The organism is Prevotella sp. P5-92 (genome assembly GCF_002251245.1).
GTDB lineage: Bacteria > Bacteroidota > Bacteroidia > Bacteroidales > Bacteroidaceae > Prevotella.
Window position 1 is genome coordinate 1 of sequence record NZ_NPJG01000042.1, and the last position, 14,523, is coordinate 14,523.

The following is a 14,523-nucleotide window of genomic DNA, read 5'->3' on the forward strand; positions in this document are numbered from 1 at the left end:
AATCTGTGTGCGACTTCTACAATTTGAAGTTGTATGCTTTTTTTGAAACAGGTGACATTTTGGATACAAATGGATATGAAGCCAAAGGCTTGAACAATGCCAACCATAGTTTAAACAAACTTTATATTGCTTTAGAAACGGCAACCTACATCTGAAGTATATCAGAATTGTAAATTCCCATTTAGCGGACTATATAAAAAGTATTCCATAACCATCTATACGTGGTTTACGGAATGCTTACTTTATAACAATTAGGTTTACACTCGTTTATTTTGACGGTGCAAAGTTACTCATGCTATCTGGCTCCCACAACGGGCAATAGTGCACATTTTCAAGAAAATGACGTTTTCAAGAAAAAAAATATCCCTACAAACTTAGACTATGCCAAGTTTCGTAGGGATTTTGGAGGGTATAAACATTAGATTACTTCGTCCAGTGGTAGTGACTGTCGAGCATCAGGAAGATAGCCAAGCCGAAAATAACGAGTCCAAGGACAAAGAAGAACCAGAAGAAATACTGCACATAGTGTCCGAGGTAGGTTCCGTCGTACTCCTTGTACCTTTCCTGAACCCTTCTACGTTCTTCATAAAACATTTGATTGACCTCACGGATATGCTTCTGCATCTGAGTGGTCATCCATTCATGTTGTTTGTCGAACATGTCCTGAATCTTCTTCCAGTCAACATCATCGACTCTGACTGAAACCTTCAACTTGGTTGGGGCATCCTTCAGAACATTGTCAATGTGGGTATTGATGGTGTCAACCTTACCACTGATAGTGTCAACGGCATTGCCAAGAGCAGTCTGAGCTGAATTGTACTTACGGATGGCAGACTCCAGTTGAAGAGTTGCATTGATCCAAGTGTTGGTCGCTTTGTCAATGTTCTCACTCAACTGCCTGAGTTCAGGCGCACGACTGACAACAGCATCCTCGGCATCATGCTCTTCAATCTCTTCCTGGACTTCGTTCATCATGTCATCGAAGTCAGGCTTCTGCTCGTCATCTTCGATGAGTTCTTCTACATGTTTTGTTCTTCTCATTGATATGTAGGATTTGTCTAACGGTGGAATGAACGTCTTTTCTGCGGTGGCTTGCACATGGCATGAGCCATCTGGAGGCAACGGCGAGCCCGCTCACGCTCGTCTTCGTCATCATCCTTACCCCAACCAGAGGAAGGAGCAGAACCACCACCGCCACAAGATTCGGACACGGTTGTTGCTGCATCAATCATATCAAGGAAGAGAAGCATACCTACATGAGAAATGTCCTCTCTTGATGCAGTCATATCAGAATCAGGAACCTGAACCTCATTGAGGAAGATGTCCTTGACCGTGTTCGGAATATAGATTCTCTTCATTTCACCGCTAACATTGACATTGAAGGCAGTCTTGGTAGCAACTGGCAATGGCTTAGAATTGGACTGGGTAGGTTTCGTTGTCTGAGCAACATGGCGAGCAGGGCGAGCCGGTGAAACGGAAGGTGAAGCAGGTCGCATCTTGACCTGAGTAGGCTTAGGATGCATCTTCTTCCATGTGGCTTCAAGCTGTGATACCATGAACTTTCGACCGATGGCAGAAGCCTTGAACACTGAGGCATTCTTGCCGATGGTGTAGCCCACAAGTTTGCAGTTAGTAGTGTCATACCTTGGATTGACCTCATAGCCTCTCATGCGAAGCATATCAAAGTAACGGTCAATGTCGAAACTATCCATCTTCTGAAGGGTATATTCGCAAAACTCCGCTATATCTTGTTGGCGCATTTCACGAACCTCCTGAGGTTGCTCCCAACCATGCCTTGCGTTGATAATTTCCGCAGCCCTTATTGCTCTGATGTGAACATCGTGAACATCGTTGGTCTTGCCGTCATTATCCACACGGCAACAGTCAAGATGCAGGTGAAGGGTTCCAGACTTGGAATCCCGATGCAAGGCAGCAACACTCATAGAATTGCGGAAATTGGTCTTGACCTTCTCCTTAAAGCCTTTGGGTAAAAGTCCGACTGAATCCAAAGCTTCCAATCCTTCATCAGCGAGGTTTGCCCAGTCATCCAAGGTATAGTTCTCTGACTCTTCCTTGGATGGGGAGAGTACAAACGTGGTCATGAAGCGTTCCAACTTTCGCCCAACAGTCCTGTCCTGTTGATGCAACTGGCAGTGATGCTTCATCCGATACCAGATTTCGGTGGCATCGAGATAGTCAGGCATGTGGTTCACCTTGACCACGGTTGCATCCTCCTTCTCCATTGCGTACCTTGCGGCATTGCCGCCATAGGCTACTGGTCTTGCGAGTATAATCATTCGTCTTCTTGAACTTTGGTCAGTACAGGAGAAGTAAGGTTGTCTTCAATGCTATACCAGTGTTTGATGAGTCGTTCAACGGCTTCAATCCACCACTTCATGAACTTTGGAGATCTGAACATCTTCTGCTTTTCCTCGGGTGAAGCATCGTGCAACTTACTGCGGACTTTTATCAAGTCGGTACGTGCCTCAGTCAGAGAGTTCAGGGCTTTGCTTTCCTCTGGAGTGAGTCGCTGACGTGGGTGATGCTTCTTGCCAGTCTCAACGAGATACTTGCCTATGCTCATACCACATTCCTTAGCGAGTTTTTTCAGTTCCTTCCAGTCCTTATCGGTACAGCGGAAGGAATGCACCCTTGTGGGTGTCTTCTTGATAATCTTCTTTTTCTTAGCCATATCTTTGAATATGATTAAAGGGATGAATATAAATCAGTAAAAAAGAAGGACATAGGTCTGCGAGCCTGCGAGTAGCCCGAGAAACTTTTAGGACTGCATAAATTTGGTCACAAATAATGTAGTACAAAAGGATTTCTCGAAAAGTACCTCTTAAAAATCGGTCCTTTTACCTGCTAAGTTCCCGTCAGGGCTTAGAAAGTCGTTTCGGCTTGCCGTGTTGTCCTGTATCGGTAAACGTCCTTTGGGATGGTTTGGCGGTGCAGGTCGCATTCCTGAGTCCTCAGACGGCTATTTGTTGCCGTTCTGGTTGTAGTAGCCGTTAGGCTTCTGATAGCCGTTGAAAGGCGGTCTTTGATTGCCGTTAGGCTGTTGTGGCTGCTGTCCTCCTTGCTGAGAAGGTATCTGCTCATGCTGCTTCCCTTCATTCTGCTTGCCATCGGCTTCACCTTGGGGAGAAGGGCTGTCAGCAGACTGCGGGGAATTGTTTTCAGGAGGTGATGTTGACTTGTTGCCATCTGCTCCAGACTTACCCACATTGCCACTATCATTAGATTGTGGTGATTGGTGCGACACATTGCCAGTTGTCTGAGGATTGTTGCCCTCGGCAGAGTCATTGGATTTGTCATCGGCAGAAGCAGAACCTTCCTTGTCCTTCTTCTTGTCATCAGGATCCTCAGTGATGATGACCTTGGAGGCAGGAACTTCCGCATGGATGATTGCCGTACTGTCGTTATTGCGCTTTAAGGCAAAGGCATTCGACACGAACTTGGCATCAACATACCAGCCTGAGAGACAATGAAGGGTGTAGATGCGGTTATCTTCCACTTCCTGAGAAGAGAAAATGCCCACAGCCTCCATAGCATCCAACAGCTTTGGAACCGTCTTGCGGTCTTTGTCCCAGAGTTTGGCAAGTTGGGTATTGTCAACCATAACTTGACCTGCCAAGATTTCTACTTGCTTGGTCTTGCTGATTTGCACAAGTTTTGGAACTGGCTCGGCAAGATCCACAAGCGACATGAAGCATTCCATACGGTCAATCTTGTACTTCTTGCTTCGAAGATGCTTCAACTGCTCTTCAGAGAAAGTGAAGCAACGATGTAATTTTTTATCGTCCATAGTCTATGATATTATTGAAATGTAACCGAATAAAGGGAAAAGGAATATGCCATCAAAAAGAAGAGAATCACTGGATAAGTTCAACCAGGGATTTCTTCATGTCATCATCAATGACTCGGTATCGGGCAAAAGCAACGCTGCCTTTGGCATGACCAGACATAGAAGCAACCAAATCAGGGTCTTTGACCATGCGGTAAAGATTACCGATAAAAGTCCTTCGTGCAAGATGAGAGGTAGCCACATCTGAGATTGGCTTCTTCTCTTCAAGCCGTGTCTTAGGGTTAATCACAGTGACAACACGATTTACCTTGGCACGCTTCAAGATTCTACGGATAGCATCGTTGAACTTGAAGTTATAATGCTTGGGGAAGATTGGTTCATCATCACCATGGTCATGGCCATCAAGGATAGCCATAGCCTTGGGGATAAGAGGAACCCTTACAACGTCACCTAACTTGCCCTTGGTCTTGATGGGGATATATTCCAGAACACCGTCAATAATGTTCTTGGGGGTGAAGGTCACAAGATCACTATGACGGCATCCGACCATACACTGAAACACGAACATATCACGATACTCAGCAAGTTCTGCATCATCCGTTAGGTCTGCATCCAGAACTTGGTCACGCTCCTGAATGGTCAGGAAATATGGAGTGCCATAGAGTGCCTTGGGCATGTCATAGCCAAAGAAGGGGTCATTGTTTGTGACTCCCTGCTTTCGTACCCAGTTGCAGACGGTACGCATCAAGGTCATGTTAGTGACGATGGTATTCATAGATATGTCATAGTCAGAAGACAGGAAATCCGCAAACACACGAAGATCATCGGCAGTCATGCTGTCAATGTTCATCGGGTGTTTGTGTTCATCCTCAAAACGAGTAACCTTGTCAATCAGGCATCGGGTGTTGCACTCCTGATGCTTGCCGAAATGCTTGTTCTGAAGGTACCTCTCTGCCCAGATGACAAAGGATTTGCTTACCGCCATGCCACTGCCCATGCAATAGGCATTGGGGTGGTGATAGGCAAATATCAGTCGTCTTAGCCAGTCGGAGTTTGCTCCGATATAGTATTCCCTGGTTATGATACCTGTAATCTCCTTGACCTGTGAGTCAAAGAGGTTTCTGGTATCGTCATCCACAAGATTGACACGGCTCTTGTAGCCCTGTCGTTCTTGGCTCCAGTGATTGGGATTGATCTGAAGTTCGCTTGCGCACTTGACATCAAGCCCTTTGTCACGGACACGGAAGTACACCGAAGCACGGCTGTCAAGGTCGTTCTTCGATGTATCTTTCTGACGTATGTAAGCGGTAACTCTCATTGATATGTCTATGATATGACAAAAGGGAAAGAAGAAACTATCTGCGGAAATGCAGGTGACGATGCTCGGGATAGTCCGAAGCAATGTCCTTCAGCTGCTGTTCAAGTCGCTCGTTCTGGTATGGAGTGAGCGCATGGATAGCCTTGATGCAGACACTCTGCACAAGCAGGGTTCGTCTGCCGATAGTGTTTTCTTGGTCAATGCCCTTGTTGGCATGTGAAATCTCGCACAGTTCATTGAAGGCATCCTTCATACTGTGATAGCCTGTGCCATCCTTGGCATAGGTAACGGCAAGGCTGGCTACCTGAGCCAGTTTGTCGTTGTACTGCTGTTGATTGAAATCCTGATTCATAATACTCATTGATTAGTGGTTGGCAAGTTCATTCAGCTTCTGGGCTGCTGCCTCCTTGGTCTCAGCCTCAGACATGCTGCGGTTCTGACGCATCCACTTCAGAAGTTCAGCCTTCTCAAAGTAGATGAGTTTGCCGTTTGGACGGAAGAAAGGAAGCTCATGACGATGGGTCATCTTGTAGAGACTGCTCTTTGATATACCCATGAAAAGGGCTGCTTCTTCAAGTGTCAATACCTCCTTGGCTGCGCTGAGAGTGTTCTCCAGAACCTCGATGCGATGCTCAAATGACTCTACCTTCAAAAGAAGAGTCTCGTTGTCAATAGTCTTATTCATAATCTTGATATTTAGTTGTTTACGTTATCCTGAATGCTTGGTTTTGAGATAGCAAGCCCCTAAGGGTAGCGGAAACCACTACCTTGAATCAGGGCACTGCTTTTGATGAAATGAAACTGGTTGTTATCCTGAATCGGCTCGTTAGCCGTTATTCGTTATCCTGTATATCTATGACCTTGCGAGGGTGCGTGTTGGTCGCTGCCGTTCGCTTGGTTCGTGGAATCTTCTTGTTCTCGGTGTGTGGCTTGCGACTCCTGAATACCGTCTTGGTATTGGAGATAGCCTTGACCTTTTCCTCAGTCAGCACGTCTGCATAGACTGCGGTTGATTTGAGCGACTTGTGACCCATGAGTTTCTTGGTGGTCTCGATGTCACCAGTAGCCGCTTGGATCAATGTGCCAAAGGTATGTCGGGAGGTATGGAAGGAGATTGTCTTCGTGATACCTACCTTCTTGGCTATTCGTTTGAGAGCTGCATCCACATTGGCATGGGCAGGAAGGTGGAAAACCTTGTCATCCTTCTTGGGTGGCATCCATGCTTCTGCGGTTGAGCAGATTGGGACGGCATTGAGTTCCTTGGTCTTCTTCTGGACGATTACAAGTGTGTTCGTTACCTCGTTCCTCATGATGTTTGACCATCGCAAAGCCCTTATGTCGCTGATGCGTAGTCCTGTAAGGCAAGCGAAGCCAAATGCCAACTGGGTTTCCCTGACTCCGTTAGTCTCTTCGGATGCCATGAAGAGTTTGAGTTCATCGGGTGTAAGGTACAGCTTGTGACCAGACTTTGGCTTGGAGATTGTGTCTTCCTTCTCCAACTGATAGAAGGGGTTTGCCTTCAACTTGCCAGTCTTGACTGCCTTGTTGAATACTGCGACAATGCGTTGCTGCATGTTCCGCAAACTGGCATTACTCAACGGCTTTGCCTTGACTCTCACATACTTCTGAGGTACATAGTCATTCTTCAGCCAAAGAAAGAATGCCTTGAACCATGTCTTATCGAACTTCATCAGAGTGATGTGCGGTCTGCGTTTGGCTTTCAGAAACTCCTTCATGCGTTCTTGAAGGTATTGAGTCTGCTCGACAGTCCTCTTGGAATATTCGGGATTGCCGTCCATCCACTCCATGTAAGTCTGGATCCAGTCAATGACTTCGGGTGAGTCATCGTTGGGAATGTCGGGTACAACCATCAAGTGACCTTTCTCGGGAATGGTCTCGGGATGAAGGACGCGCTCGGCACGAATCTCCTGCGCACGTTTCAAGGTAGCCTCGTTGCGTTCCTTTGTCTCTTGGTTAATCTCAGGGATTAGGTAGAGGGAAAGGAACTCAAACTTGCGCTTGCCATTCTCATAGATGTCAAGATACAGGCTCTTGTTGTCGTTTTCAAGGTCTTTTTGTCGAAGTGTGATGGTCATATCAATGATTGTTATAATTGGTTATACCACTGGGGTGAAACACCACCCTGGTTTATCAAAGGGGGTGATTTCAAGTCACCTCCCTTAACTCTTTGAAGGGGGGGGGGTACTTTCAAAGTACATCCTTTACTTGAACATTCCATCAATGAGGTTGATGGCTTCCTCCTTCTTCTTATCTACGATTTTCGCATAGATTTCAGTGGTCTGAATGTTGGTGTGACCCATCAACTTGCTTGTGGTGAACAGGTCTGCGCCAAGTGTCAGCATCATTGTGCCGAAGGTGTGACGTGAACAGTGGAAACTGATGTGCTTCTCTACACCTGCTGCCTCTGCCCATTTGCGAAGGGCTCTGCCTATGACGGTCTGAGTAGTTGGTATATCAAAGAAGGGAGTTGTTATTCCCTTTGGTTTTGGTAACCAACGCTTTGCCTCTTCAGAGAGTGGGATGATGACAGGCTTCTCCGTCTTCTGCATTTCCATGTCAATATACTCGCCCTTGCCGTCAGGAGTCTTGAAAATGTGAATCGGTGCAAGTTTGTACATATCACTGAGTCGCAATCCAGTGAAACAAGCAAAGATGAAGGCTTGCTTGACCTCTGGGCGGTAACTGTCGGTTGCCATGAGGGCTTTAAGTTCCTCAATGGTAAGGTATTCCTTCTTGCCATCCTTTGGCTGAATGCGCTCCTTGGCATCCAGTTCCTTCATTGGATTGTTTCGGATAATACCTTGACGGACAGCATTGTTGAGAGTAGTCGAGAACATGCCGAGGTAACGGCTTGCCGTGTTCTGGCTGATAGGTCTTGGCTCAATGTACTTGCAGTGTGAGTTTGGGAAGGTGCGAAGGAACTTCACATACCCACGGCAGAAATCAGCATTGACCTCTTCAAGGGTGATGAAGGTCTGATTGGACTCTTCAAGATATTTCTCCACGGTGTGAAGCATTTCAACACGACAATGGAGGGTTGACTTCTTGGTGCTGACTCCACCTTCACAATACTTCTTGATCCATCCTGTCAAGAGTTGTGAACCCTGCTTGACGGTTTCCCAGTCTTGCACTCCGTGACCATGGAGAGCCTTGATGCGCTCTGCCTTGATACGTTCTGCGAGTGCCATCGTTTCCTTGTTCTGCTCCTTGCAGAGTGGATTGACCTCAGGAATGATATAGAGTTTCAGATACTCATACTTTCTGACTCCCTTCCAGTAGATGTCAAGATAGATACTCTTGTTGCCATCTGCGAGAGGTTTGAGACGAATCTTAATCGGCTCCTTCAGTTTGACTTGTTTCTTTGGTCTTGCCATGCTTGTTTATATTTTATTTTGGTAATTTACTCCCGAAAGAAGGGAAAATGAATTTTGCAGAGGGTCTGCGAGGGTTGGGCTTTTCGGATGCTGATATATCGTTTCTGCATCGTGATTATGCCTTTGAAAGCATGTGCAAAGATATGAAAATCAAGCCATATATGAGAAACAAATCAGAAACAAAAATCATTTTATTATATCTTTTTAAGAGTCGGTTGAGCAAGAATCGGAAAAATCAAAAAATCGCTTATTCGCTTGATACTAAGCACTTTATTTGTCACTTCCTTTCTTATCCTTTCCAACCAATTTTGGAGGACTAAGATATTGATTACATCCTATTCTTTGCATCCTGACCTGCTCCAGTTCCTTTATACTTGCTATTTGCCGTATTGAAACGATATGAGACGCGAAGCTGAACACATGGATAATAATTGTAGTTGTTACTCTTTTTATAATTGACAAATAATTGATATTTGCCTATTTGACGTAACAACTTCGTGTTTGGTTGCAAAGGAATAAAAAACTATCAATCACATACCTATGTATCACACGATTTAGTGTCACACATAGGTATGTGATTATTTCCTTCGTCATGCTTTCCATAGTCCATGCAGGTTACAGTACTCCCTTACGCACAGACACTCTTCACTGGTGATAAACGTTGCCTCGGGTTTACATCCGGGCTTAAGTTCACGCCTTAATACCGACGTCGGTGTCAGCAACTCTACCCATTGGATATAGTGTTCGTCGAGCATCGGATGCTCCACACTTCCCACTTTTACGCGGTATCCATTGACTGTTTTCTCAACCACAGGCACATGTTTCTCCTGTGCTGCATCGGTTGTGTTCTCCTTGAGTAAAATCATCGGTTTGCCGCAGCACACCAAATCCCCTACTCCGGGATTCAACACTTCCACAATGTTGCCGCAAACGGGGCAACGATAGATTTCCCTTAGTTTTGTCATATAATCTCCTTTCTTTTTACGAGCGCACCTATACACTCATGATTATTCGGTGCAAATATAGCAAATAATCTCCCACTTGTCAATACTTATAATAATTTTTTATGTCTATTTTGCATCTATTCTCAATCTTTAATCTTTAGTCATACAATCTGAAATAGTTAATAAAAAATAATAATAATCCCCGATGCTTGCATAATCGGAAAAATAATCAGATATTTGCATTACGAAAAGTTCGTAACGACATTAACGTAATTGCAATGACATGGACAAAAAGCCGAGAAGAATAGCCAATCCATTCCTCGTATATGGATATGAAGGACCGCACTATTTCTGTGACCGGGAAGAAGAAACCCGCAAGTTGGTGTCCGCCCTGGCTAATGGAAGAAACGTTACCCTTGCAGCCCAGCGACGTATAGGCAAAACGGGACTGATACATAATGTGTTTAATAGGGTAAGAAACAGTGAGGACGACATAATCTGTATCTATGTGGATATTTTCCCAACAAGATGCCTCGCTGATTTTGTACATATCCTGGGCAAGGCCGTCTTTGAGGCAGTGCAAAGCCATAGTGAACGACTGTTTTCAAGAGTGGCTTCGTTTCTCAGTGGTTGTCGCCCCGCAATAAGCTTCGACCCTTTGACCGGTTCGCCGAGTTTCTCTATTGACATACCCCCGTCGATGGAGGAAAAGACATTATCTGACATATTCGACTGTCTTGAAAAGTCCGACACTCCTGTATATATCGCCATTGATGAGTTTCAGCAGGTTGCATCCTATCCTGAATCCGGGACAGAGGCCATGTTGCGCTCTCGCATCCAGTTTATGCATAATGTACACTTTATCTTCTCAGGCAGTCAGCAGCATCTTATATATGAGATGTTCTTGTCGGCGAAGCGTCCGTTCTACAACAGTACTCAGATTATGAGTCTTACCACCATTCCATTAGAGAGTTACTACACATTTGCCGAAAACCTGTTTGCCGAAGGAGGCAGGACGATAGACGGAACGCGATTCAAGTTCATCTATGACAGTTTCGAGGGACATACGTGGTATGTGCAGACCATACTCAACCGATTATATGAAACAGGCGGCAATATTACGGACAAGAGTCAGGTGATAGAAGCCATAAAGAGCATTGTGAGGGAAAACACCATGGTTTATCAAACCACTATTGCCATGTTGCCCGACAAACAACTGCAAGTGTTGAAAGCCCTTGCCAAGGAGGGCAAGACCGCCACTCCCAACAAAGGAGCCTTCATCCAAAAATACAGTCTGAAGGCTGCAAGCTCCGTGAGCAGTGCCCTGATGTCGCTTGTTGACAAGGAACTTGTGTATCGCTCTCAGGAAGGCTATTCGGTGTATGACCGTTTCATGGAGATTTGGCTGAGGGAGGATTTGTTTAGCACTGTTTAACAAAGTCTTTCAATGGATGAGAATAATCGATAATGCTATTACGACAATGGAGGGTTTATGTATTTTGAGGCAAGATTATCAGGGGTGCTGAGTAGTTACTGGCTCATACAAATAATAAGAGTATAATAATAATTACTCCTAAAGTCTCGGCAGTGCGGTTGATGCGCACTGCCTTTTCCATGTCTTCTCTTGTCAGTGGTTTGTCTTGATTGCCGATATATGGCTTGTCGAATGTCTCGCCAAAATACTTGTGGGGACCGCCGAAACGGCAACCGAGGATGCCGGCAAGGGCGGCCTCAGGCCATCCGCTGTTGGGACTGGCATGACAGGGACCGTATTTCATTACGAAGCTGACGAGGTTGAGCCTTCGTGCTGCTATCAGCATCAATAGTGCAGTAAGTCGGGCGGGGATGTAGTTGGCAATATCGTCGATGCGTGCCGCCGCCTTGCCGAATTTCAGATAGCGTGGCGAATGATAGGCTATCATCGAGTCGAGGGTGTTCACCATCTTGTAGCCCATCATCGCCGGCACTCCGCCTATGGCCAACCAGAAGAGTGGGGCAATCACACCGTCGTTGAGATTCTCGGCAAGTGTCTCAAGTGCGGCCTTGCGCACTTCCTCGTCAGTGAGTTCGGATGTGTCGCGACCTACTATGCGTGCCACTTGTTGGCGGCCCTCGTCGAGCGAGCTGTCGATGGCATAGAACACCTGGCGCACCTCGCGTATGAGTGTGGTGCCGGCAAGACAATAGAACACCAATATAGCGCGCATCGCCATACCTAAATATACATTAACCTTGTCGGCAACGACTATCATTGTCCAGGTGGCAAATACCACAACAGTTATTAGCATAACGGCAAGCAACGCTCCCTTGAGTACACGCCATTTCCCCAGATTGAGCATACGTTCGCCCTTGGCTATCATCTTGCCGAATAGCACCACGGGATGGGGCAGACGTTCAGGATCGCCAAAGAGGCGGTCGAGAAGCCAACCTATTAGGAATGAGGAAAGAGGAACGAGAAGTGAGGGATTGGAAGTAATTACTTGGTAATTGATGTCCATTGTCTTATTGCATTTATGAGGATTTCGTTTTCTTCTTTGCTTTGTGCTGCCACACGGAAGTGGCGGGGAGAGAGGGTGCGGAAGTTGGAAGCGTCGCGGATGAGGATGCCATGCTGCTTGGCGAGCCAATCTTTCAGTTCGGCAGCCGTGCCTACTGCCAGTTCGCATAGCATAAAGTTGGTGTCTGATGTCATGGCAGATATTCCTTCAATCTCATCAAGAGCATTTCTCAGTCTTTTAGCCTCTGCGATATAATCTTCAATGTATTGGATAGCCTTAAAACCATTGTCGAGGATATAATGTCCGGCAGATATGGCGAGAGCATTCACGCTCCATGGGCGCATACACTCCCTTATGGCCTTGGCAAAGCGGCGGGCGGTGACGATATATCCAAGTCGGATACCGGGAATAGCGCATGTCTTTGTCATGGAATGTATCTGTATGATATTGCCAGCATCTACGGCTTCCTTTGCAGTCATCGTCGGAAAGAGTGTGATGTCCTCGTATGACTGGTCGATAATGAGTGTACCGAATTCCCTTGCCAACAACATCATTCCGCTTGCGTCGATAGCCTCGCCCGTAGGATTGTTGGGATTGCAGATCCACACGGCATCAGTGTCCTCGTCAGCATCGCCTTGTATGAGCAGACCTGCATTGCGACAGGCATCCTCGTATTCCGAAAATGTAGGTTGGATGATATGATGATGTGATAGTCCGAGATTGCGGCAAGCCTCGGCAGCGAGGTATATGGCATCCGTGGCACCATTGGTCACGATGATACATTCCGCGTCGATTCCTTCTTTTTCTGCTATCTTTGCCTCAAGGGTCAGTGCTTCAGGTTCAGGATAATTGCAAATCTTGTCCATCTCACCCCGCAAGTGTTCCACAAGCGGTGTGATGTCAGCGTGGGAATAGATGTTCGAACTGAAATTGATCCGAATATCCTCGTATTCGTATATGTCGTCTCCGTGGCCGGTTATCATCTGCTATGAAATTAAAATATTAAAGAAATAAAAGATTAGTGGGTAATGTTCATGGGCGACTTAGGATTTCATATACTTTCGCCATGTCAACGTGCTTCCTGACATGGTCGGCAAGGCGATTGTAGTGTTGTTCCTTGTATTCCACAAAGTCGAAAGATGTTGTGTCGCTCTGCCCGAGGAGGAAGTTGATCATGCCAGTATTGTCGAGACAGCCATGGAGATAGGTACCCATGCAGTGGCTGTCGGCTATGCAGCCTTCGGGAGTGCCGTCGGCCTTGATGGTCAGCGGTTTATATGTTTCATCGTCGATAGGAGTGGATATGCCTTGATGGATTTCATAGCCTCTCATCTTTTCGCTTCCTGTGGCAAGCGTGAACTCCGTCTGGCATGTGATTTTCTTCTTGCCCATTACGGTTCGCATGGGCAGCAGACCGATGCCTTCGATGTGGATGGCGTCGCCCTCCGTGCGTCGAGGGTCGTCGATGCTTATGCCAAGCATCTGATAGCCGCCACAGATGCCGAAGATGGTTTTCCCTTGTCTGTGGGCTTCCCTTATGGTGTCGGCTACTCCTTCTTCCTTCAGGTGGCGCAGGTCGTCGATGGTGGCCTTGCAGCCAGGAAGGATGATGATGTCGGCCCTGAGCAACTGCTCTCGTTCTGTGGTGTAATAGACGTTTAGGCGATGGTCTTGCTCAATGGCGTTGAAGTCGGTGAAATTGCTCAGATGTCTTAGTTTTACCACTGCAATATTTGTCTTGCCGTCTTTGGCATGGCGTTGCTTCTTGTCGAGCACCACGCTGTCTTCGTCCTCCACGCCGATATCCTCAAGATAGGGCACAACGCCGAGTACAGGCACATGGCATAGCTCTTCAATCATTCGCCGTCCGTCGTCAAACAGTCGCAGGTCGCCACGAAACTTATTGACAATGATACCTTTTATGCGCTGGCGGTCGTTGGGAGTCTGGAGCATAACGCTGCCGTAGAGACTGGCGAACACACCGCCACGATCGATGTCGCCCACGAGGATCACGTCGGCATCGGCATGTCGAGCCATTGGCATATTCACGATATCCCTGTCGCGCAGGTTCAGTTCAGAGATGCTTCCGGCTCCCTCCATGACGATAGGCGAAAAGCGCGAAGCCAACCGGTCGAAAGCCTCGCATGCCTCACGTCTGAGCCAGTCCTTGCCCTCGCCACGGAAGTAGCTGTAGGCATCGCGGTTGCCTATTGGCGCACCGTTGAGCACTACTTGCGACGTGTGGTCAGACTGCGGTTTGAGCAGAATGGGGTTCATATCCACATGGCACGGAATCATGGCCGCCTCGGCCTGTGCAGCCTGTGCCCTTCCTATTTCCAGTCCTTCGGGTGTGGCATACGAGTTGAGTGCCATATTCTGAGCTTTGAACGGAGCAGGATGATAGCCGTCTTGCCTTAATATTCGACAAAACGCGGCAGCGATGACGCTTTTGCCCACATCGCTGCCCGTCCCCACAAACATAATATTTCTAAGTGTCTTTTTTGTCATTACCTTTAGGACTCAATAAATTTTTTCGCACATCCTTGACAAGTCTGTCAGT

Annotated in this window: 14 protein-coding genes; 1 reads left to right on the forward strand and 13 read right to left on the reverse strand. The window is 46.8% G+C overall.

From position 1 onward, the window contains the following. Positions 1 to 423 precede the first annotated feature (423 nt). The 10 genes from CIK99_RS04305 to CIK99_RS04350 form a co-directional block, all read right to left on the reverse strand. Entirely contained in the window at positions 424 to 1,041 is a 618-nt protein-coding gene (locus CIK99_RS04305) for a hypothetical protein (protein WP_005812828.1), read from the reverse strand. A 17-nt stretch (positions 1,042 to 1,058) separates the two neighbouring features. Next, a complete protein-coding gene (locus CIK99_RS04310) occupies positions 1,059 to 2,297 on the reverse strand; it encodes a hypothetical protein (protein ID WP_006743467.1) in 1,239 nt (412 codons plus the stop codon). Beyond that, the gene (locus tag CIK99_RS04315; protein ID WP_005812832.1) at positions 2,294 to 2,692 is read right to left on the reverse strand and encodes a hypothetical protein; all 399 of its coding nucleotides are present in this window, start codon (positions 2,690 to 2,692) and stop codon (positions 2,294 to 2,296) included. The genes CIK99_RS04310 and CIK99_RS04315 overlap by 4 nt, the downstream gene beginning before the upstream one ends. 288 nt (positions 2,693 to 2,980) lie before the next feature. After that, positions 2,981 to 3,808: a hypothetical protein gene (locus CIK99_RS04320; protein WP_094380152.1), complete on the reverse strand. Its 828-nt coding sequence runs from the start codon at positions 3,806 to 3,808 to the stop codon at positions 2,981 to 2,983. A gap of 67 nt (positions 3,809 to 3,875) precedes the next feature. Further along, positions 3,876 to 5,126 carry a site-specific integrase gene (locus tag CIK99_RS04325; protein ID WP_006743468.1) on the reverse strand — a complete coding sequence of 417 codons (1,251 nt, stop codon included), beginning with the start codon at positions 5,124 to 5,126 and terminating at the stop codon, positions 3,876 to 3,878. 37 nt (positions 5,127 to 5,163) lie between these two features. Then, positions 5,164 to 5,478 carry a hypothetical protein gene (locus CIK99_RS04330; RefSeq protein ID WP_006743469.1) on the reverse strand — a complete coding sequence of 105 codons (315 nt, stop codon included), beginning with the start codon at positions 5,476 to 5,478 and terminating at the stop codon, positions 5,164 to 5,166. A gap of 12 nt (positions 5,479 to 5,490) precedes the next feature. Continuing rightward, positions 5,491 to 5,811 carry a helix-turn-helix domain-containing protein gene (locus CIK99_RS04335; RefSeq protein WP_006743470.1) on the reverse strand — a complete coding sequence of 107 codons (321 nt, stop codon included), beginning with the start codon at positions 5,809 to 5,811 and terminating at the stop codon, positions 5,491 to 5,493. A gap of 148 nt (positions 5,812 to 5,959) precedes the next feature. Beyond that, the gene (locus tag CIK99_RS04340) at positions 5,960 to 7,222 is read right to left on the reverse strand and encodes a site-specific integrase (protein ID WP_006743471.1); all 1,263 of its coding nucleotides are present in this window, start codon (positions 7,220 to 7,222) and stop codon (positions 5,960 to 5,962) included. Positions 7,223 to 7,348: 126 nt separating this feature from the next. After that, a complete protein-coding gene (locus tag CIK99_RS04345; protein WP_006743472.1) occupies positions 7,349 to 8,521 on the reverse strand; it encodes a tyrosine-type recombinase/integrase in 1,173 nt (390 codons plus the stop codon). A 590-nt stretch (positions 8,522 to 9,111) separates the two neighbouring features. Then, positions 9,112 to 9,486 (reverse strand): desulfoferrodoxin, encoded by a 375-nt coding sequence (locus CIK99_RS04350; protein WP_094380511.1) that lies wholly within the window; start codon positions 9,484 to 9,486, stop codon positions 9,112 to 9,114. A 262-nt stretch (positions 9,487 to 9,748) separates the two neighbouring features. On the opposite strand from CIK99_RS04350, the gene CIK99_RS04355 reads away from it, so the two are divergent. Continuing rightward, positions 9,749 to 10,900 (forward strand): ATP-binding protein, encoded by a 1,152-nt coding sequence (locus CIK99_RS04355; RefSeq protein ID WP_094380154.1) that lies wholly within the window; start codon positions 9,749 to 9,751, stop codon positions 10,898 to 10,900. A 103-nt stretch (positions 10,901 to 11,003) separates the two neighbouring features. On the opposite strand, the gene cbiB is transcribed toward CIK99_RS04355, so the two are convergent. Genes cbiB through CIK99_RS04370 form a run of 3 tightly spaced genes read right to left on the reverse strand, consistent with a single transcriptional unit; the run spans position 11,004 to position 14,471 of the window. Further along, positions 11,004 to 11,963 (reverse strand): adenosylcobinamide-phosphate synthase CbiB, encoded by a 960-nt coding sequence (cbiB, locus tag CIK99_RS04360; RefSeq protein ID WP_094380156.1) that lies wholly within the window; start codon positions 11,961 to 11,963, stop codon positions 11,004 to 11,006. Beyond that, positions 11,942 to 12,946 (reverse strand): aminotransferase class I/II-fold pyridoxal phosphate-dependent enzyme, encoded by a 1,005-nt coding sequence (locus tag CIK99_RS04365; protein ID WP_094380158.1) that lies wholly within the window; start codon positions 12,944 to 12,946, stop codon positions 11,942 to 11,944. Before CIK99_RS04365 ends, cbiB begins: the two co-directional genes overlap by 22 nt. Before the next feature lie 49 nt (positions 12,947 to 12,995). Continuing rightward, positions 12,996 to 14,471 (reverse strand): cobyric acid synthase, encoded by a 1,476-nt coding sequence (locus CIK99_RS04370; protein ID WP_094380160.1) that lies wholly within the window; start codon positions 14,469 to 14,471, stop codon positions 12,996 to 12,998. Positions 14,472 to 14,523: the final 52 nt, after the last annotated feature.